17 protein-coding genes are annotated in these 19,851 nt (G+C 62.7%); 13 read left to right on the top strand and 4 right to left on the bottom strand.

Annotation, left to right across the window (positions count from 1 at the left end):
* The first annotated feature begins 14 nt into the window (after nucleotides 1–14).
* Entirely contained in the window at nucleotides 15–986 is a 972-nt protein-coding gene (gene pip / locus LCF60_RS12385) for a prolyl aminopeptidase (protein WP_292292131.1), read from the top strand.
* 156 nt (nucleotides 987–1,142) lie between these two features.
* Nucleotides 1,143–2,684: an ABC transporter substrate-binding protein gene (locus LCF60_RS12380; RefSeq protein ID WP_292292129.1), complete on the top strand. Its 1,542-nt coding sequence runs from the start codon at nucleotides 1,143–1,145 to the stop codon at nucleotides 2,682–2,684.
* A 27-nt stretch (nucleotides 2,685–2,711) separates the two neighbouring features.
* Here the strand turns inward: LCF60_RS12380 and LCF60_RS12375 are convergent, their stop codons facing one another.
* The gene (locus LCF60_RS12375) at nucleotides 2,712–3,266 is read right to left on the bottom strand and encodes an ActR/PrrA/RegA family redox response regulator transcription factor (RefSeq protein ID WP_292292128.1); all 555 of its coding nucleotides are present in this window, start codon (nucleotides 3,264–3,266) and stop codon (nucleotides 2,712–2,714) included.
* A gap of 78 nt (nucleotides 3,267–3,344) precedes the next feature.
* Nucleotides 3,345–3,971 (bottom strand): SCO family protein, encoded by a 627-nt coding sequence (locus LCF60_RS12370; protein ID WP_292292127.1) that lies wholly within the window; start codon nucleotides 3,969–3,971, stop codon nucleotides 3,345–3,347.
* Between the two features lie 116 nt (nucleotides 3,972–4,087).
* On the opposite strand from LCF60_RS12370, the gene regB reads away from it, so the two are divergent.
* The 11 genes from regB to LCF60_RS12315 all read left to right on the top strand — a co-directional run bounded on the left by regB (nucleotide 4,088) and on the right by LCF60_RS12315 (nucleotide 18,717).
* The gene (regB, locus tag LCF60_RS12365; RefSeq protein WP_292292126.1) at nucleotides 4,088–5,476 is read left to right on the top strand and encodes a sensor histidine kinase RegB; all 1,389 of its coding nucleotides are present in this window, start codon (nucleotides 4,088–4,090) and stop codon (nucleotides 5,474–5,476) included.
* A 77-nt stretch (nucleotides 5,477–5,553) separates the two neighbouring features.
* On the top strand, nucleotides 5,554–7,062 hold the full coding sequence (locus LCF60_RS12360; RefSeq protein ID WP_292292125.1) for a PAS-domain containing protein: 1,509 nt from the start codon (nucleotides 5,554–5,556) through the stop codon (nucleotides 7,060–7,062).
* 51 nt (nucleotides 7,063–7,113) lie between these two features.
* Entirely contained in the window at nucleotides 7,114–7,587 is a 474-nt protein-coding gene (gene tsaE, locus LCF60_RS12355; protein WP_292292123.1) for a tRNA (adenosine(37)-N6)-threonylcarbamoyltransferase complex ATPase subunit type 1 TsaE, read from the top strand.
* On the top strand, nucleotides 7,584–8,549 hold the full coding sequence (locus LCF60_RS12350; protein WP_292292122.1) for a phosphotransferase: 966 nt from the start codon (nucleotides 7,584–7,586) through the stop codon (nucleotides 8,547–8,549). Before tsaE ends, LCF60_RS12350 begins: the two co-directional genes overlap by 4 nt.
* Complete coding sequence (locus LCF60_RS12345) at nucleotides 8,549–9,229, top strand: nucleotidyltransferase family protein (RefSeq protein WP_292292120.1); 681 nt, start codon at nucleotides 8,549–8,551, stop codon at nucleotides 9,227–9,229. The genes LCF60_RS12350 and LCF60_RS12345 overlap by 1 nt, the downstream gene beginning before the upstream one ends.
* The gene (addB, locus tag LCF60_RS12340) at nucleotides 9,222–12,167 is read left to right on the top strand and encodes a double-strand break repair protein AddB (protein ID WP_292292119.1); all 2,946 of its coding nucleotides are present in this window, start codon (nucleotides 9,222–9,224) and stop codon (nucleotides 12,165–12,167) included. Before LCF60_RS12345 ends, addB begins: the two co-directional genes overlap by 8 nt.
* The gene (gene addA / locus LCF60_RS12335; RefSeq protein ID WP_292292117.1) at nucleotides 12,164–15,556 is read left to right on the top strand and encodes a double-strand break repair helicase AddA; all 3,393 of its coding nucleotides are present in this window, start codon (nucleotides 12,164–12,166) and stop codon (nucleotides 15,554–15,556) included. Before addB ends, addA begins: the two co-directional genes overlap by 4 nt.
* Before the next feature lie 47 nt (nucleotides 15,557–15,603).
* On the top strand, nucleotides 15,604–15,924 hold the full coding sequence (trxA, locus tag LCF60_RS12330; RefSeq protein ID WP_292292116.1) for a thioredoxin: 321 nt from the start codon (nucleotides 15,604–15,606) through the stop codon (nucleotides 15,922–15,924).
* A 115-nt stretch (nucleotides 15,925–16,039) separates the two neighbouring features.
* Nucleotides 16,040–16,597 (top strand): ATP-dependent protease subunit HslV, encoded by a 558-nt coding sequence (hslV, locus tag LCF60_RS12325; RefSeq protein WP_292292115.1) that lies wholly within the window; start codon nucleotides 16,040–16,042, stop codon nucleotides 16,595–16,597.
* Nucleotides 16,598–16,635: 38 nt separating this feature from the next.
* The gene (gene hslU / locus LCF60_RS12320) at nucleotides 16,636–17,952 is read left to right on the top strand and encodes an ATP-dependent protease ATPase subunit HslU (RefSeq protein WP_292292114.1); all 1,317 of its coding nucleotides are present in this window, start codon (nucleotides 16,636–16,638) and stop codon (nucleotides 17,950–17,952) included.
* A gap of 87 nt (nucleotides 17,953–18,039) precedes the next feature.
* Nucleotides 18,040–18,717 (top strand): D-lyxose/D-mannose family sugar isomerase, encoded by a 678-nt coding sequence (locus tag LCF60_RS12315; protein ID WP_292292113.1) that lies wholly within the window; start codon nucleotides 18,040–18,042, stop codon nucleotides 18,715–18,717.
* An 18-nt stretch (nucleotides 18,718–18,735) separates the two neighbouring features.
* Here the strand turns inward: LCF60_RS12315 and LCF60_RS12310 are convergent, their stop codons facing one another.
* Entirely contained in the window at nucleotides 18,736–19,227 is a 492-nt protein-coding gene (locus tag LCF60_RS12310; protein ID WP_292292112.1) for a GNAT family N-acetyltransferase, read from the bottom strand.
* Nucleotides 19,224–19,820 (bottom strand): HD family hydrolase, encoded by a 597-nt coding sequence (locus LCF60_RS12305; protein ID WP_292292111.1) that lies wholly within the window; start codon nucleotides 19,818–19,820, stop codon nucleotides 19,224–19,226. The genes LCF60_RS12310 and LCF60_RS12305 overlap by 4 nt, the downstream gene beginning before the upstream one ends.
* Nucleotides 19,821–19,851 lie beyond the last annotated feature (31 nt).

Here is a 19,851-nt window from a genome sequence, read left to right as displayed (position 1 = left end):
AATATAGATTGGGTATGGATAAATTCCCGAGCCAAAAGCGCGCAGTGCAGTACCTTTATCCCCCCCTCGACCCTTACGATCAGCGCATGCTGCCGGTCGGGGACGGGCACACGATCTATGTCGAACAATGCGGTGCGGAAAACGGCATCCCGGTGATCGTGCTGCATGGCGGTCCGGGCGGCGGATGCAGCCCGTCGATGCGGCGCTATTTCGATCCCAAGGTGTTTCGCGTCGTTCTGTTCGATCAGCGCGGCTGTGGCCGGTCGCGTCCGCATGCCAGCGTCAGCAACAACACCACCTGGGACCTGGTCGCGGATATCGAGTTGATCCGTGAAACACTGGGCATCGACAGGTTCATCGTCTTCGGCGGCAGCTGGGGGGCCACGCTGGCGCTGATCTACGGCATCAGCCATCCCGACAGGGTGCGCCATCTGGTGCTGCGCGGTGTCTTCACCATGACCAAGGCCGAGCTGGACTGGTTTTATGGCGGCGGGGCGGGGCAGTTCTGGCCGGAAACCTGGGCGCGGTTTGTCGACATGATCCCCGAGGACGAACGTGACGACCTGATCGGGGCTTACCATCGACGGCTGTTTTCCGGTGACCTGCGCATCGAGACCCGGTTCGCCCGCGCCTGGTCAGCCTGGGAGAACGCCTTGGCGTCGGTCTATTCCAGCGGATCCGGCGGCGAATCTCCCGGCGATTATGCGCGGGCGTTCGCGCGGCTTGAAAATCACTACTTCATCAATGACGGGTTTCTCGAGGAAGACGGCTGGATCCTCAAGAACATGGATCGGCTTTCGGGGGTTCCCGGTGCCATCGTGCAGGGACGCTATGACATGATCTGCCCGCCCTTGCGCGCGTGGGAACTGGCGCGGGCCTGGCCTGAATGCGATCTGCGCATGGTGCGCAATGCCGGGCACGCCCTGTCCGAACCCGGCATCAGCGCCGAACTGGTCCGGATCATGGACGGTATTTCAAACGCCTAGTGCGGCCGCGGGCAGGGGTCCTGCGCGACATGCGACACTGCTGACCGAAGGTGGCGTTGGCGTCGAAGGTGCCGCACTTGCTAGGATGCCGGAAGAATCGGCCAGATTCGGGCTGGCAGGCGGTGCGACGCCATGCGAATTCAGAGGGAGACGGCGATGAGCCATATTTCCAGACGTCGACTGCTGACGACCGGTGCCGCGGCCAGCGTGCTTGCTGCCAGTGGGTTGCCCCTGCGCGCGCAACAGCGTGGCGGGACGTTGCGCCTTGGTCTGGCCGGCGCGCACACATCCGACAGCTGGGACAGCCGCACCCATGTCGACAGCTACATGATCGTCGCGGGTCACGGCGCGGTCTTTGACTGCCTGACCGAAGTGGCGGCAAGTGGCGAATTGGTCGGCGAACTGGCCGACAGTTGGGAAGCGTCGGCAGACGCGGTCACCTGGACGTTCAAGCTGCGCCGGGGTGTGACCTTCCACAACGGCAAATCCTTCGGGGCCGATGATGTGTTGGCGTCGCTGGCCATGCACATGGCGGACGGGACGCATTCCGCGGCCAGGCCGATCGTTGCGAACATTGCCGAGATGAAGAAGATCACCAACCACGAGGTTGCGTTCACGTTGCACGCCGGCAATGCCGATTTTCCATTCCTACTGTCGGATTACCATCTCTGCATCTATCCGGCGGGTCAGATCGACGAGGCCATCACCAAGGGCATCGGGACCGGCCTTTACCGGGTCGAAAGCTTCGATCCGGGTGTGCGCACCGTGCTGAGCCGCGTGGACAGCCATTACAGGGACGGCAAGGCGGGCTGGTTCGACAGCGTCGAACTGATCGCCCTCAACGATCCTTTCGAGCGTATGACTGCGCTGACGGCCGGGCGGGTCGATGCGGTGAACCGGGTCGATTTCAAGGCCGAGCCTTTGCTTCGTGCGAACCCCATGGTCAGCATCTTCGAAGTGACGGGGAACCAGCATCTTGCTTTCCCGATGTTGACCAACGTGACCCCTTTCACCGAACTTCAGGTGCGCCAAGCGCTCAAGCACGGGATCGACCGTCAGGCTTTGGTGGACACGGTTCTGAACGGGCATGGCGCTGTCGCGCATGACAACCCGATCGGGCCGGCGAACCAGTACTTCGCCGACGATCTGGACAAGATCGACTATGACCCGGACAAGGCGGTTTGGTTGCTCAAGCAGGCAGGCTTCGACGGTCTGACGCTCGACCTTTCGGCGGCAAACGCGGCGTTTCCCGGCGCGATCGAGGCGGCGCAGCTTTACCGGGACTCGGCAAGGACGGCGGGGATTGACATCACCGTCGTGCCTGAATTCGATGACGGGCACTGGTCCAGTGTCTGGAAGCACAAGTCGTGGTGCGCCTGCCACTGGTCCGGCCGGGCAACCGAGGACTGGATGTTCTCGACCGCCTATGAGGCGGGTGCCCCATGGAACGACACGGGTTGGGCAAGCGCCCGTTTCCAGGAACTGCTGTTGTCCGCCCGCGCCGAGCTCGACAGCGACAAGCGTCGCGCGCAGTATCGCGAGATGCAGATGCTGGTCTCAAGCGAAGGCGGGACCGTCATTCCGGCATATGCGAATTTCGTGGGCGCGCATTCCAGCAGGATCGCCAATTCCGGCGTCATCGGAAACGCCTTTCAGATGGACAGCGCGCGGATGATCGAACGGTGGTGGGTGGCCTGAATCCCGGCCATGTCCATCGTGGCGGGACTATCTTGGCGAGCGTTTCGCCAGTATCCGCTGCAAGGTGCGTCGATGCATGTTGAGGCGGCGCGCGGTTTCCGAGACATTGCGATCGCAGAGTTCGTAAACGCGCTGGATATGTTCCCAGCGGACCCGATCCGCGCTCATCGGGTTTTCCGGCGGCGGCGGAAGGTCATCGCCCTTGGCCAGCAAGGCGTTGGTGATGTCGGTCGCGTCGGCGGGCTTGGACAGATAGTCGGTGGCGCCGATCTTGACCGCTGCGACGGCCGTGGCAATCGCGCCATAGCCCGTCAGGACAACGACGCGGCTGTCTGGACGCTTTTCCCGGATCACCTCGACCACATCAAGCCCGTTGCCATCCTCGAGCCGCAGATCGACCACCGCATAGGCCGGGGGACGCGCCGTGGCTATGGCAGACCCGGCAGTGACGGATTGCGCGGTCTCGACTTCGAAGCCCCGCTTTTCCATGGCCTTGGCGAGGCGCCGCAGGAACGGCTCGTCATCGTCCACGAGTAGCAGGCTTCTGTCATCGCCAAGATCGTCGGCATTCCGATCATTCACTGCGGGTTCCTCCGTCGCATTCGCGTTATCCGCCAGTATTAACGGCGAAATTTTCAACATCAACGGGCAAATGGAGCGCTAGTTTGCAACTTCAAGAAAGCAGGCGGCGCGCTCGGCGGTCTGTTCGGGGCTGAGATCGCGCCGGAAGAATTCCACGAACCCGTCCTCGGGCATGACGAGATAGCTGAAGGTGGAGTGATCCACGAGGTAATACTCGTCGTCGCCGGGCTGCCGTTGGAAATAGGTTCGGTATGCCTGGCTGGCGGCCCTGACCTGCTCTTCCGAGCCGGTGAGACCGATCATGTCTTCATGCAGGTTGGCGGCGAATTCCCCCACCACTTCCGGCGTATCGCGCTCTGGATCGACCGAGATGAAGACAGGGGTGATGTCATGGCCCTGCTCGCGCAGAATATCGACCGCTTCGGCGTTGCGCACCGTGTCCAGCGGGCAGACATCCGGGCAGAAGGTGTAGCCGAAATAGATCAGTGACGGTTCGGTGATCACATCTTCGTTGGTCACGGTCTCGCCCGCCGCGTTGACCAGGGTGAAGGGTCCGCCAATCGCGTCGGTCCCGCCTGCGACCTTGGTCGTCCGGCAGGCCGCATATTTGTCGCCGCCACCGCCACCGGGTGCTGTCGCGTACCAGACCCCCCCAACCAATGCGAGGAGTGCCACACCTGCCGAAACCGCTGCCAAACGTACCATGTTGCCCTCTTGTTCCTACGTGAACAAAGCCCTTCTCATCCGAAATGCCTTGCCTATGCTCCGTTACAGCCGAGGTAAGGATTTAAACAATCGGGGCAAGTGGCGAAAGGGCGCAGATGACGCAATCCGAATTCGGGCTGTTCCAAGAGCGGCAGCGTGGGAACTTCATCCGGCTGCGCACCATGATCTGGCTGCGCTGGTTCGCCATTGTCGGCCAACTGGCCGCGATCATGCTCGCCCAGTACTTTTACAACCTGAAGCTCGAACTGGGCCTGTGCTTTCTTGCCATCGGCGTGTCGGTGGTGGGCAACCTGATCGCGATCTTCGTTTTTCCGGAAAACAAGCGTCTGAACGAGGCCGAGAATTTCCTGATGGTCCTGTTCGACCTGCTGCAACTGTGTTTCCTGCTGTACCTGACCGGCGGGCTGCACAACCCCTTCAGCATTCTGATCCTCGGACCGGTGATCGTGTCGGCGACCATCATGTCCCTTCGATCGACCGTCATCATCGGCGCCACGGCGCTCATGCTGGTCACGCTCATGGTGTTCTTTCACCTGCCCCTGCGCACCGAGCAGGGATTCATCCTGCGCATTGCCGATGTGTTCGTGTTCGGGCAATGGGTGGCGATCACGATCGCCGTTGTGTTCCTGTCGCTCTATGCGCGGCAGGTGACCGACGAAATGACGTCCATGGGGGATGCTGTCGTGGCGACCCAGATGGCGCTCAGCCGGACCCAGATGCTCAACAACCTTGGCGGTGTCGTTGCGGCCGCGGCGCATGAGTTGGGCACTCCGCTGGCCACCATCAAGCTGACCAGTGCCGAACTGATCGAGGATCTGGAAGACAGGCCCGAGCAACAAGAGGACGCACGCCTGATCCGAGAGCAGGCGGATCGCTGTCGCGACATCCTGCGATCGATGGGTCGTGCGGGCAAGGAAGACCTGCATATCCGCTCCGCCCCCCTGATCGAGGTCATCCGCGAGGCGGCGGAACCCCATCTTTATCGTGGCAAAGACGTCCTGATCGAAGCTCTCGGAAACGAGGAGGAGGCCTCTGATCCACCGACGGTCATGCGTCGACCCGAAGTGATACACGGGATGCGCAACCTGATCCAGAACGCGGTGGATTTCGCCCGCTCGACGGTGTGGGTCGAGGCGCGGTGGACCGGCAAGTCCATTTCCGTCCGGATCATGGATGACGGACCCGGATATCCGACGAACATGCTGGGTCGAATCGGCGATCCCTTCGTGCGCAACCGGCGAACCGAGAGGGACCGAACGGCACGGCCCGAATACGAGGGCATGGGCCTTGGCCTGTTCATCGCCAAGACCCTGCTCGAACGCTCCGGGGCCGAACTCAGCTTCGCGAATGGCAGCGAGCGGGTCAACGGATCAAGCAAGCGGCGCGGCGCCGTGGTCGAAGTTGTCTGGCCCAGCGACGCGATCCTGTCGCCGACACGCGCCAAGGGCGAGGGCATCGGAGAGAACCCGGCTTTCGATCTGTGAACTTTCCAGCGTCAACCTTAACGATCCGTTAAGCCTCGCGTTGTTCAATGGGGCAAAGTTGCGGAACGGGTGGCAGGATGGATGCGCTTTTCTGGATATCGATACTGATCGGCCTCGGCGGCGCGGGCGTCACCGTCGCCGCATTGGCTTTGGCGGCGCGGCGTAGCGCGTCCGGATCGACCGAAACGGGGTCCGCCAGCCTGACGCTGCTCTTCGAGGATGGACAGTTGATCGATGCCGACAACGCGATCTGGCCTCTTCTCGACGGGGCGACAGACAGGCCGGAATGGGAGGAGGTCCGCACGGCGCTTCTTCCTGTCGTTCCGAACCTGCCGGAAACCCTTGAGGAACAGGGCCGGGGCGACTCTGACGCGGATGTCCGGGTCACGGTGCGCACCACCGAGCACGGTCACCGCCTCATTCTTTCACCCTGTCCGACACACCAGAGGGACTGGTTCACGGCGCGCCAGAACGACGTCGATGTGACACGTCTGCGGCCGGCGCTGATCTATGCGCCTGACCCGATCTGGAGCCTGTCGCATGAGGGCACGTTCCTCTGGGGCAATGATGCCTTCATGGCCTATGCCGTGTCGCAGGGCGGGGCGGACGCATTCGCCTGCCACGTGTCCGATTTGCTGTCGCAGCCAGAGGTGCTCAGGTCGAAGCGGCTCAAGCTGGACACGCCGGGTATCGGACGCAGCAGGTGGCTCGAGGTCACGACGAAGGAAACCGACGCCGGCATGCTCTTTTTTGCGGCCAGCATCGACGCCGTGGTGCGGGCCGAAGAGGCGCAGCGCAATTTTGTGCAAACGCTGTCGAAAACATTCGCCAACCTGACAACCGGGTTGGCGATCTTTGATCGTGACCGGCGCCTTGTGCTGTTCAACCCGGCCCTGATCGACCTAAGCGGCGTTTCCGTCGAATTCCTGAGTGGTCGCCCCGCGCTGTTCGAGTTCTTCGACAAGCTGCGTGAACAGCAGATCATGCCGGAGCCCAAGAATTACGATGATTGGCGCGAACGGATGGCCAAGCTGGTGGCAGCGGCCAGCGATGATCGGTTCCGCGAAACCTGGAACCTTGCCGGAGGACAGACATTCGACGTGACCGGCCGACCCTATCCGGACGGGGCCATCGCCTTCCTGTTCAATGACATCACGGCCGAAGTGTCTCTGACAAGGGGGTTTCGCACCGAACTGGAGACGATGCAGTCCATGCTCGACGTGATGGAGGACGCCGTTGCGGTCTTCAACCAGCAGGGCATCCTGACCGTGTGCAACGCGGCCTACAAGGCGATGTGGCAGGTGGACCCGGACACGTGCCTGACAGAATCTACCATTCTCGACGCGACCCAGGAGTGGAAATCGGCCTTCCACCCCTCTCCGGTCTGGCCGGAGTTGCGTGATTTCGTGACGACAAACACCGAGCGTGCCAGTTGGGACAGCGAATTGCGGTCGAAAGACGGACGCGAGGTGATCTGCCGGATTGATCCCATCTGCTATGGTGCGACGTTGATCCGGTTCTGTCGGGCGACGGGCCAAAGCGGGGCATCCTCGGAAAAGGACGGGCTTCAGATCGTTTCCGCCTGAGCGCGGCTTTCCAATCTTGCGACCGGGCACAGGGCAGGTAAACATGCCCGCATGACCAAGATGCGCGCGGCTTTCACTTCGACTTCCCCTGATGAGACCGCGCAGTTCGCCAGGCGTCTGGGCGCATCTCTGGCTGCGGGGGATTGCCTGTTGCTGGAAGGTGGCATCGGCGCCGGCAAGAGCCATTTCGCCCGTGCGCTGATCCTGTCCCGGCTGCGCGAACCCGAAGACGTCCCGTCCCCCACCTTCACCCTTGTCCAGACCTACGACCTGCCGGACGGCGCGTTGTGGCATGCCGATCTGTACCGGCTTGGTGACCCGGACCAGATCATCGAACTGGGGCTGCTTGATGCCATCGAAACCGACATCTGCCTGATCGAATGGCCGGACCGCATGGGTGATCTGCGTCCTGCGGGTGCCCTGACGATCCGCTTGGATGACCCGCACAAGACCGACACCCGCGAGATGACGCTTTCCTGGACCGATCCCGCGTGGACGCCGCGCGTGCAAGAGGCCTTGGCATGAACCACGAGGCATTCCTCAAGCGAAGTGGCTGGGCCGGGGCCACGCAGCACCCGCTTGCAGGCGATGCGTCAGTGAGGCGGTATATCAGGCTCTGTTCCGGCCCAAAACGCGCGGTTCTCATGATTGATCCGCAGGATGACACGGCTAGATTCGCCCGGATCGCGGCACATCTGGAATTGATAGGGCTGTCGGCGCCCAAGGTATTAGCTCGGTCCGAAGGGTTGATGCTTCTCGAAGATTTCGGGAATGCACAATTCGCAAGGGTGATTGCGCAGGACCCGGCGATGGAAATTTCGCTTTATCAGGCCGCGACGGATGTCCTGTGCCGCCTTGAACGTCGTTCCCCGCCGGACGGTTTGAACACGGCAACGCCAGAGGTTCTGGGCCAGATGATCGAGCCTGCCTTCACGCATTACCTTCCGCTGATGGGGATTGCGCCGGGTGGAAAGTGCGACGCGATCATCACCTGCCTGACCGACCTGATTGCCCGGCACCTGCCGGACCAGACCCTGCTGGTTCTGCGCGATTTCCACGCCGAGAACATGATCTGGCTGCCGGACCGACAGGGTGTGCTTCGCGTCGGATTGCTGGATTTTCAGGATGCCCTCGAAGGCCCGCCGATCTATGATCTGGTCTCGATGCTTCAAGACGCGCGCCGGGACGTGTCGAAGGCCTGCCATGCGGCAACATTGCGACACTATCTTGGCGCAACGGGCCGATTGGAAGAGGATGTCCTGCCGGTGTTTCACCTCCTTGGACTTCAGCGCAACCTGCGCATTCTGGGGATTTTTGCGCGTCTGGCACAGGAGCGCGGGAAACCCGGATACCTTGCCCTGATCCCGCGTGTCTGGGGGCATGTCGAGGCAAGCCTTGCCGCGCCCGTCGCACGGGACCTCGAACCGCTTGTGCGCGCGGTTTTCCCGGCACCGACGCCAGACCGCCTGAAGATGGGAGCGACCTGATGCCCGATGCCGTCATGCTGTTCGCGGCCGGGTTCGGCACGCGCATGGGCGCGTTGACCAGTGACCGACCGAAACCGTTGATCAAAGTCGCAGGTCTGCCATTGATCGATCATGCGCTGGGCCTTGTCCGGGATCTGGCCCCGTCGCGGATCGTCCTGAACGCGCATTACAATGCGCAGCAGATCGTCGATCATGTCGCGGGAACCGGTGTCAGGGTTGCAGTCGAAACGCCTGACATTCTCGACACCGGGGGCGGGCTCAAGGCGGCGATGCCATTGCTCGAGTCTGACGTGGTTTTCACCATGAACACGGATGCCGTCTGGAAGGGTCCGAATCCGTTGCGCATTCTTCGGGATGCCTGGCAAGACGACATGCAGGCGCTGCTTTTGTGTGTCCCCAAGCGTCGGGCCACCGGGCATGCCGGGGAGGGGGATTTCGACATCTCGGACGACGGAACAGCAACCTGGGGGGACGGCGCGATCTATACGGGGGTGCAGATCATCCGGTTGGATACAGTCTCTGATACGGCCGAGGATGTCTTTTCCCTCAAAACCGTGTGGGAGCGTCTCGAAGCGCAGGGGCAGCTTCGCGCGGTAACCTATCCGGGCGAGTGGTGCGATGTCGGCCACCCCGAGGGGATCGTTTTGGCCGAAAAGATGCTGGATTACGGGAATGTTTGACCAATCCGACACGCCGCGCCTGTTCGCGCTGCCCCCCGGTGCGGATTTCGCGCGGGAACTGGTGCTGGGGCTGAAATCACGGCTCGATGGACAGCCGCCCGAGGCGATGGCGCGGGTGGAACTGATCCTGAACACGCGGCGCATGCAGCGGCGGGTCGAAGCGGTGTTCCAGGGGCTGGGCGCCGGGTTTCTGCCGCGTATTCGCCTGATTACCGATCTTGCCGATCCCATTGATCGCGCGATCCTGCCCCGACCGGTGCCCGCTTTGCGGCGGCAGCTTGAACTGGCGGAACTGGTCGGGCGGCTGATCGACGCCGATCCGACCCTTGCCCCGCGGTCCGCGGTCTACGATCTTGCGCAAAGCCTTGGTGCATTGCTGGACGAGATGCAGGCCGAAGGCGTGACGCCTGACGACATTGCAGCCCTGGACGTGAGCGACCAATCCGGCCATTGGGACCGTGCGCAAAAGTTTCTGCAGATCGTCACGGGCTATTTCGACCCCGATATCGAGGAACCGGACGCAGCGACGGTCAACCGAATGGTGCTGGCCAACCGTCTGAACCGGTGGCGCGAGACGCCTCCGACCCATCCGGTCATCGTGGCAGGCTCTACCGGGTCGCGCGGGACCGCGTTCCAGCTGATGATGGCCGCCGCACATCTGCCGCTGGGTGCGGTTGTCCTGCCCGGCTTTGACTGGGACATGCCGGAAGGCGTCTGGGATGTCCTGCGCAGCAACGTGCGCAACACCGAAGCGATGCAGGGCGAAGACCATCCGCAGTTTCGCTTTGCGCGTTTGCTCGACCGGTTGGACATGGATCATCGCGACGTGGGGACATGGTCGGACACGCCCGCCCCCAGCCCCGCGCGCAACGCGCTGGTGTCGCTGGCCATGCGCCCGGCACCTGTCACCGATCAATGGCTGTCGGACGGGCCGCGTCTGCCGGCGCTGGAGGATGCGACACGGTCCCTGACGCTGCTCGAAGCGCCGTCGCCGCGCGACGAGGCGCGCGCCATTGCGATGCGCCTGAGGCAGGCGGCGGAAGACGGGACCACTTCAGCGCTGATCTCGCCGGACAGGATGCTGACCCGCCGGGTGACCGCTCTGCTGGACCGATGGGGCATCCTGCCGGATGATAGCGCGGGAACTCCTGCGCAGTTGACGGCGCCGGGTCGGCTCTTGCGCCATATCGCGCAGCTTAGGGTCAACGGGCCGACGGCAGACGCGCTTCTGACGATCCTCAAGCACCCGCTTTGCCATATCGGCGCCGATCGGGGGCAACACCGCCTTTGGACATCCGAGCTTGAGCTGTTCATCCGCAAGACCGGCGTGCCTTATCCCGACCTTCCCCAACTGATGGCCTGGAAGGGTGCCGACGCGGCGCAGGATTGGCTGGCCTGGATCGACAGGTGCCTGCTGCAACCGGCCCGGCACGGCAAACAGGATCTTGCCGAGCATATCGATCAGCACTTGGCGCAGGTCGAGGCGATCTGCGCGGGCGCGACCGGCGGGGATGCGTCCGAGTTGTGGGCCAAGGAGGCGGGCAAGACCACCCGCGCCGTTTTCGACGACCTGATCGACAATGCCAGCTTCGGCGGCAGCCTGTCGGCGCGTGACTATGCCGATCTGGTGGACGGTGTCTTGCGCGCGGCCGAGGTCCGCGACCGCGATGCGCCGCACCCGCATATCCTGATCTGGGGCACGATCGAAGCGCGCGTCATGGGTGCTGATCTGGTGATCCTGGGCGGGTTGAACGAGCATTCCTGGCCTGATGCGCCGCCTGCGGACCCGTGGCTTAACCGGCGGATGCGGCAGCAGGTCGGGTTGCTGCTGCCGGAACGGCGGATCGGCCTGTCGGCGCATGATTTCCAGCAGGCCATCGGCGCAAAAGAAGTCTGGTTGACCCGCGCTGAACGGTCCGAGGATGCGGAAACCGTGCCGTCGCGGTGGCTCAACCGCTTGACGAACCTGATGCTCGGGCTGCCGCAGACCGGAGGGCCCGAGGCCCTCGCGGCGATGCGGGACCGGGGCAGTCACTGGTTGGCCCTGGGCCGCGCCCTGGAACAGCCGATCCATGCGCCCCCCGCAGAAAGGCCGTCACCCGCGCCGCCCGTGACCGCGCGGCCCAACGAGCTGTCGGTGACGAATATCGAAAGGCTGATCCGCGATCCTTACGCGATCTACGGGTCCAAGATTTTGCGGCTGCGGCAATTGCATCCGATTCAGCACGCACCGAACCCGATGCACCGAGGCACAATCCTTCACAAGGTGTTCGAGGAATTCGTCTCTGATACGGCCCGAAACGGTGCTCCGCTGACCGTGGAGCATTTGCTTTCGGTCGCCCGACGCATCCTGGATGACGAGGTGCCCTGGCCCACGGACCGCATTCAATGGCGTATCCGGATCGAGAAAGTGGCGCGCTGGTTTGTCGAGAACGAGCAAGCACGGCAGGCGATGGCTCATCCGGTTCTTTTCGAGCAGAAAGGCGGGATGGAGATTGCCGATCCGCCCTTCCGTATCACCGCCAAGACGGACCGGATCGACCTCAACGACCGGAGCGAGGCGTTTGTCTATGATTACAAGACCGGCACCGCGCCGTCGCCGAAACGGCAGATGCAGTTCGATGTCCAATTGCTGGTGACGGCCGCTCTTGTCTGCGAGGGCGGCTTTCCGGATTTCAGCCCGCGCAGCGTCGCCGAAGCGCGCTATATCTCGTTCTCGGGGGAGGGCGCCGAAGTGCCTGCGCCTTTGGAGGACTGCCCGCCAGAGCGGATACTCGCGATGCTGGCCACGTTGATCGAGGCCTATCGCGACCCCAACACCGGCTATACGGCGCGCAACAGGATGCACAAGGACGTCTTCGGGTCGGATTATGACCAGCTTTCGCGTTTTGGAGAATGGGACGCGTCGCATGCCGCAAGAAAGGTGACCCTGTCATGATCCGAGACGAGGCGAGCGAAGCACAGGTCCGTGCGGCCGATCCAACCGCGTCGACCTGGCTGGGGGCCAATGCCGGGTCCGGCAAGACGCGTGTCCTGACCGACCGGGTTGCGCGCCTCTTGCTGGGGGACGCGCGGCCGGAACACATTCTTTGCCTGACCTTCACCAACGCCGCCGCCAGCGAGATGCAGAATCGGTTGTTCAAGCGCCTTGGTGAATGGGCGATGCTGGATGATGCCCGGCTTGGCGCGCAACTGATCGAACTGGGCGAGGACGCAGACAGCCTCACACCCGGGTTTCTGGCCCGTGCCCGGACCTTGTTTGCCCGCGCCATCGAAACGCCGGGCGGGTTGCGGATTCAGACGATCCACGCCTTCTGCGCGTCGATTCTGCGGCGGTTTCCCCTCGAAGCCGGGGTCAGCCCGCAATTCCAAGAAATCGACGACCGCGCGGCGCAGCTGCTGCGCGAACAGATCCTCGACGACATGGCGAGCGGTCCGGAGGCTGATCTGATTGCGGAGATCGCGCGGATCGCGTCGAACGATCCGCTTCAGGAACTTGCCGATCGCATCGTCGGTCATCGGGATGGCTTTGTGCCGCCGCTGGATCGGGCGGACCTGATGCGATGTTACGGTCTGGCACCGCACGACACCCTGCCGATGATCCTCGCCACTGTGTTTCCGGGTGATGAAACCACGTTTTTGGCTGGATTGGTGCCTGATCTGCGGGCAGGCGTCGTCATGGACAACACGCTGGCCGACGCCATTGGAACCGTTCAGGGCGGAGGCATCGAGGCGCTCCTGGCGCTGGAATCCGTCGTGTTCACGCAGAAATGCGAACGGCGCAAGTCGCTGCCGCCATCTGCCAAGCTGCGCAAGGGTGCGATGGCCGCATGCGTCAATCGGCTGGAAGATCTCTACCAACGGGTCGAGGCGGCGCGGGAAACGCGGCTGGCGCTGGAAGCGGTCGACCGCGATCACAGGCTGCATCGCTTTGCCGACACCTTCCTGCGCCGCTACGAAGAGACAAAACAGGCGCGCGGCTGGCTCGATTTCGACGATCTGATCACCCGCACGCGCAGTTTGCTGACCGACCGGCAACAGGCTGCGTGGGTGCTTTACCGTCTGGATGGCGGGATTGACCACATCCTCGTGGACGAGGCCCAGGACACCAGCCCGGCGCAATGGGACGTGATCAACAAGCTGGCGCAGGAATTCACCTCGGGCGAAGGTGCGCGCAGTGATGTTTCGCGAACGATCTTCGTTGTCGGGGACAAGAAACAGTCGATCTATTCCTTCCAAGGTGCCGATCCGCGTGAATTCGACCACATGCGCGCGGCCTTCCGCGAGCAGATGCAACCGACGGGCGCGCCGCTTCGGGATGGTCAGCTCAGCTACTCGTTCCGATCCTCGGTCCCGATCCTGCGGCTGGTGGACGAGATCTTCAAAGGGCGCGAAAAGGCCGGGTTTCTGCCGGATCAGTCTCACATATCGTTTCATGAACACCTGCCCGGCCGGGTTGATCTGTGGCCCTTGATCGAACCGGCAAAGGAAGACGACGAGGACCTGCCTTGGGATACGCCCGTCGACCGCGTCAGCCCGACGCATCACAACGTGATCCTCGCCCAGCGTGTTGCGCGGTTCATCGATCATTCCCTGAAGGATGGCACCGCGATCCCTATTGGCGCAAAGGACGGCGTGATCCAATCGCGCCGGATTCACGCCGGGGATTTTCTGATCCTTGTGCGCAGTCGCGGGGCGCTGTTTCACGAGATTCTGAAGTCCTGCAAGGCATTGGGCCTTCCCATCGCGGGGGCGGACAAGCTCAAGGTGATGGCGGAACTCGCGGTCAAGGATCTGCGCGCGCTCCTGTCCTTTCTGGCGACACCCGAGGACAGTCTTTCGCTTGCATCGGCCCTGCGGTCACCGCTTTTCGGGTTGGACGAGCAGGCGATCTTCGATCTTGCGCATCGTCGGACCTCTCCGCATCTTTGGGAAGAACTGCGCAGGCGAAGAGACGATTTTCCGGCGGTTCTCAAGGTTCTTGACGACGTGCGTGGGCAGCTCGATTTCCTACGGCCCTATGATCTGCTTGAACGCATCCTGATCCGCCACAAGGGCCGACAGAGGCTTATCGGTCGGCTTGGGGAAGAGGCCGAAGACGGCATCGATGCGCTGCTCAACCAGGCGCTGGCCTATGAGCAGACCGACATCCCGAGCCTGACCGGGTTTCTGCACTGGATGGAAACCGATGATATCGAGATCAAGCGTACCGTCGACAGCGCGGGCGCGCGGATTCGCGTGATGACGATCCACGGAGCGAAGGGCCTTGAGGCCCCGATCGTGATCCTGCCCGACACGCACAAGAAGACATCGCAATCCAGCAAGGAAACCTTTGTTCTGGCCGATGGGTCTGCGCATTGGCGTGGGTCTGACAAGACGCGCGCTGCGTATCAGCGCGCCGCGCTTGATGTTGCCAAACAGGCCGAAGAGGAAGAGCGGGACCGATTGCTGTATGTCGCCCTGACCCGTGCGGAACGCTGGTTGGTCGTCGCCGCAGCGGGGACGGCGGACAGCTCGGCCGAATGTTGGCATGACCGCGTTTCGGCCACGTTGGAGACTGTTGGCGCGACGGAGCACGAGTTCGGATTTTCCGACGACGGTCCTCAGAAGGGGTTACGCCTCGATCACATGGCATGGCCTGATGCTATGCCGTCGGTGACAAGGACCGCCACTGTCGACGGGCCGCGTCTGCCCGCGCTTTTTGACCTCGCGGCACCTGTCCCGGAAGCCAAGCCGGCCTCCCGCAGCCCGTCCGACCTTGGTGGCGCCAAGGCACTGCCCGGCGCGGACGGAGACCTGACCGAAGTTGCAAAAGCCCGCGGCACGCTGATTCATCTGCTGCTCGAGACGCTTCCCGTGCTGGCGGCGCCGGATCGCGAAACGGCGGCACGAACACTGATCGGCGACCATCCGCTTGCCGAAGAGATGATTGCCGAAGCGCTGGCCGTCCTCGAGGCGCCGGACCTGCGCCGGTTTTTCGCCAAGACCACCTTTGCCGAGGTGCCGATCACGGCGACTGTCGATGCCATTCCCGACACGCCATTATACGGAATCATCGACCGTTTGATCATGACCGACACAAAGATCATCGCGGTCGATTTCAAGACCAACCGCACCGTGCCCGACACCGAAGACAATGTGCCCGAGGGCCTGCTGCGGCAGATGGGAGCCTATCATGCGATGCTGGCTCGAATATATCCGGATCGAGAGATCGAGACCGGTATCCTCTGGACCCGCACGTCGACCTACATGCCGTTGTCGGAAAAGCGCGTGACACAAGCTCTCGTGAGGGCGCACCACCTTGACGCCCCGGCAGAGGGTACCTAGTCTCTCGGTCCGACCCAAACATGCGCCCAGCCGCAAGGAGAACCCAGATGTCCACCGTCGCCGTGACCGATGATACCTTCGATGCCGAAGTCAAGAATTCCAGCGTGCCCGTAGTCGTCGACTTCTGGGCCGAATGGTGCGGCCCCTGCAAACAGATCGGCCCCGCACTTGAAGAGCTGGCCGCCGAATATGGCGACTCCATCAAGATCGCCAAGGTCGATGTGGACACCAACCCCAACACGGCTGCCGCCATGGGTGTTCGTGGCATCCCGTCGCTTTTCATCTTCAAGGACGGTCAGGTCGTGTCGAACAAGACCGGGGCCGCACCCAAGGCGGCTCTGAAGGGCTGGATCGACGAAAGCATCTGATTTTCCGACATTTTATCGCGAACGCCCGGCCTTGAGCGCCGGGCGTTTTGCGTTGCGGGGCTTGTGCGGCAGGACCGTTCGGCCCATATCGGGACAAACGCGAAGAGGACCCATCATGGCTGACAACGACTTTCCCGGCTGGCACGGCACCACGATCATCGGCGTCCGCAAAGGCGGCAAGGTGGTGATTGCAGGCGATGGCCAGGTCAGTCTTGGACAGACCGTGATCAAGGGCACGGCGCGCAAGGTGCGACGGATCTCACCCGGAGGCTATGACATCGTTGCCGGGTTCGCCGGGTCGACCGCCGACGCGTTCACCTTGCTCGAACGTCTTGAAACCAAGCTCGAGGCGACGCCGGGACAGCTTCAGCGCGCAAGCGTCGAACTGGCGAAGGACTGGCGGACCGACAAGTATCTGCAAAAGCTGGAAGCGATGCTGATCGTGTCGGACGGCAAGGACCTTTACGTCATCACCGGGGCGGGTGACGTGCTCGAGCCCGAGCATGACGTGACCGCCATCGGTTCGGGCGGAAACTACGCCCTGGCCGCCGGCCGCGCCCTGATGGACACCGACAAGGATGCGGAACAGATCGCCCGCGAAGCGATGGCGATTGCGGCAGACATCTGCGTCTATACCAACGGCAACCTGACGGTCGAGACGATCAGCGCGTGACCCGCTGATCAAATCCCGCCGCCGAAAAGGAAATCACCATGACCGATCTCACCCCCCGCGAAATCGTGTCCGAACTGGACCGGTTCATCATCGGACAGAAGGATGCAAAGCGCGCCGTGGCCGTGGCGCTGCGCAACCGTTGGCGGCGCAAGCAGCTGAGCGATGATCTGCGCGAAGAGGTGTATCCCAAGAACATCCTGATGATCGGGCCGACCGGTGTCGGCAAGACCGAGATCAGCCGCCGTCTGGCCAAGCTGGCGCGCGCGCCCTTCATCAAGGTCGAGGCGACCAAGTTCACCGAGGTGGGCTATGTCGGGCGCGACGTCGAGCAGATCATTCGGGATCTCGTGGATTCCGCCATCGCCATGACCCGCGACCACATGCGCGAGGACGTGAAGTCGAAGGCCCACGAAGCCGCCGAGGAACGGGTGGTCGAGGCGATCGCCGGAGAGGGCGCGCGCGAGGGAACCCGCGAAATGTTCCGCAAGAAGCTCAAGGACGGGCTTCTGGACGATACGATCATCGAACTGGAGCTTCAGGACACGTCCAGCCCGTTTCCGATGATGGACATTCCCGGTCAACCCGGCATGGGCGGTGGTGGCGCAGGGATGATGAACCTGGGCGATCTCTTCGGCAAGGCATTTGCCGGACGCACGACGCGCAAGCGCATGACTGTCGCTGAAAGCTACGAGACGCTGATCGCCGAAGAGGCGGACAAGCTTCTGGATGACGAACAGGTCAAGGCGCTGGCTCTTGAAGCCGTTGAACAGAACGGCATCGTCTTCCTTGACGAGATCGACAAGGTTGCCGCGCGGCAGGAAACCCGTGGTGGCGATGTCAGCCGCGAAGGCGTGCAGCGCGATCTGTTGCCGCTGATCGAAGGCACAACGGTCAGCACCAAACACGGTCCGGTAAAGACCGATCATATCCTGTTCATCGCGTCGGGCGCGTTCCATATCGCGAAACCGTCGGACCTGTTGCCCGAGCTTCAGGGCCGTCTGCCCATCCGGGTCAACCTGCGGGCGCTGACCGAAGAGGATTTCGTGCGCATCCTGACCGAGACCGACAATGCCCTGACATTGCAATACACCGCCCTCATGGCGACGGAACATGTCACCGTGAGCTTTACCGAGGACGGGATCGCGGCCCTGGCCAAGATCGCGGCGGATGTGAACCAGTCGATCGAGAACATCGGCGCGCGTCGGCTTTACACGGTGATGGAGCGGGTCTTCGAGGATCTCAGCTTCGACGCCCCGGACAAGTCCGGCGAGCAGGTGACGGTGGACGCCGATTTCGTCGAGACACATCTGGGCGAACTGACCCGGTCGACCGACCTGAGCCGATACGTGCTTTGACCATCACGTATCGCCGGGACGACAAGCAAAGCTTTCGCGAGGACGACGGATTGGGTATGTTAGCGCCACCAAACCTTCGAGGCGCATATGAAACGGTCCCGTGTCAACGACATCCTGCGCGAGGGTGACGCGTTCATCCGGTCTTTGGGCCATACGCTCCCGCCCTTTGCGTACCTGTCCCCGGAGGCGTTGAAGGCCGCCGATCATTCCGAGATAAAGACCCGGCGCATGGGATGGGACATCACCGATTACGGTGCCGAAACCTTTGACGAGATGGGGCTGTTCCTGTTCACCACCCGCAATGGGCTGAATGCCGATCTGGGCAGGAAGAGTGCCATGCTCTATGCCGAAAAGATCATGATCTCGCGGGACCGGCAGCTGAGCCCGATGCACCGGCACGATCTCAAGGTCGAGGACATCATCAACCGTGGGGGCGGCACGCTTGTCATCGAACTGTTCATGGCCGATGCGGCGGGCGGGATTGATCGCAGCGCAGAGGTGTCGGTCATGGTTGACGGCATGATCCGGACCGTGTCGGCTGGGGGGCATCTCAAGCTGGCTCCGGGCGAATCCGTGACGCTGTTCCCGAACAACTGGCACGCCTTCTGGGGCGAGGGTGGGGATGTGCTGATCGGTGAGGTGTCGACGGTCAACGATGACCTGACCGACAACATTTTCGAGAAGCCGATAGGTCGGTTCTCGAAGATCGAGGAGGACGAGGCACCATTGCATCTTCTGGTGTCGGATTACGACACACATCTGTAGTGCGCGGTCCGCTTTCGCTCACTGTTCCAGATCGTACCGTTTGCTGACCCGGTCGACAACCGAGCCATCGGCCAGTCGTTGGTCGGGGTGGCGCGCGTAGGTCTCGAATCCGCGGCTTTGGTAATAGGTCAGACCGCCTTGGTTATCGGCGCGGATCGTGGCGTTGATCCAGGCGTATCCCAGTTCGGTCGCCGCTTGACGCGACACCTCGAACAGCCTTGACCCGACACCCAGCCCGGTCTGGCCAATGCGGACGAAGGTAGCGATATCGCAGGCCTCGGGCGGAAGGTCCGGGTGGGGTTCGAGAAACTGGAACCCCAGGATCCGACCGTTGTCATCCTCGGCGACATGCCATGCAGACCGGTCGGGATCGCGCCGCATCCATTCGAGGATGGTGGGCCGCGTCACGTCACCGGTATGCGCCGTGGTGCCTCCCCTCTTGACAATTGCCGCCAAAAGCTCGGCCATCTCGCGAGCGTCCAGATCGCCAGCGCGCCGCACGGTGATCACGACATGTCCTGCAACAGCTTGGCGTGTCGGGCCGTGAATTCGGTGCGCACCTCGACAGGCGGCCGTAACACGATGTCCAGATCGGCGATCATGTCGAGGTCGGGGGCGCCGAAAAACCTGTCGGCCTCGCCGCGTGTGAACCCGGCGATCTGGGTCGCTTCCATCCAGGCGCTGATGCGATCCGCCTTCTTGATCTGCTTCTTGAGCCGTGCGGGTGTGACCGCGGGCAAGCCGAAGCGAATGTGGATCGCCGCCGTCAGCCGATCGTCCAAGGCCTCGTAGCCGGGTCCGACCGCCGCTTTCACCGGAGATATCATGTCGCCGATCACGTATTCCGGCGCATCATGCAGGAGCGCCGTGAGCCGCTCTGCTGCCGGGGCCTTGGGGCAGAGCCGCATGAACAGGGTCTCGACCAGCAGGGAATGCTCGGCCACGGAATAGGGATAATCGCCGAATGTCTGCCCGTTCCACCGCGCGACAAAGGCCAGGCCATGCGCAATATCCTCGATCTCGATATCGACCGGCGTGGGATCGAGCAGGTCAAGTCTGCGTCCCGACAGCATCCGCTGCCATGCGCGTGGGGATTTCGCCATTTTTCGCCTCTTTTCCGTCTGGGTAGTCGCC

Origin of the sequence: Marivita sp. (assembly GCF_020055635.1) — a bacterium.
GTDB lineage: Bacteria > Pseudomonadota > Alphaproteobacteria > Rhodobacterales > Rhodobacteraceae > Marivita.
Note: the sequence above shows the minus strand (reverse complement) of the source record. Positions and strands in the feature narration are given on the sequence as shown.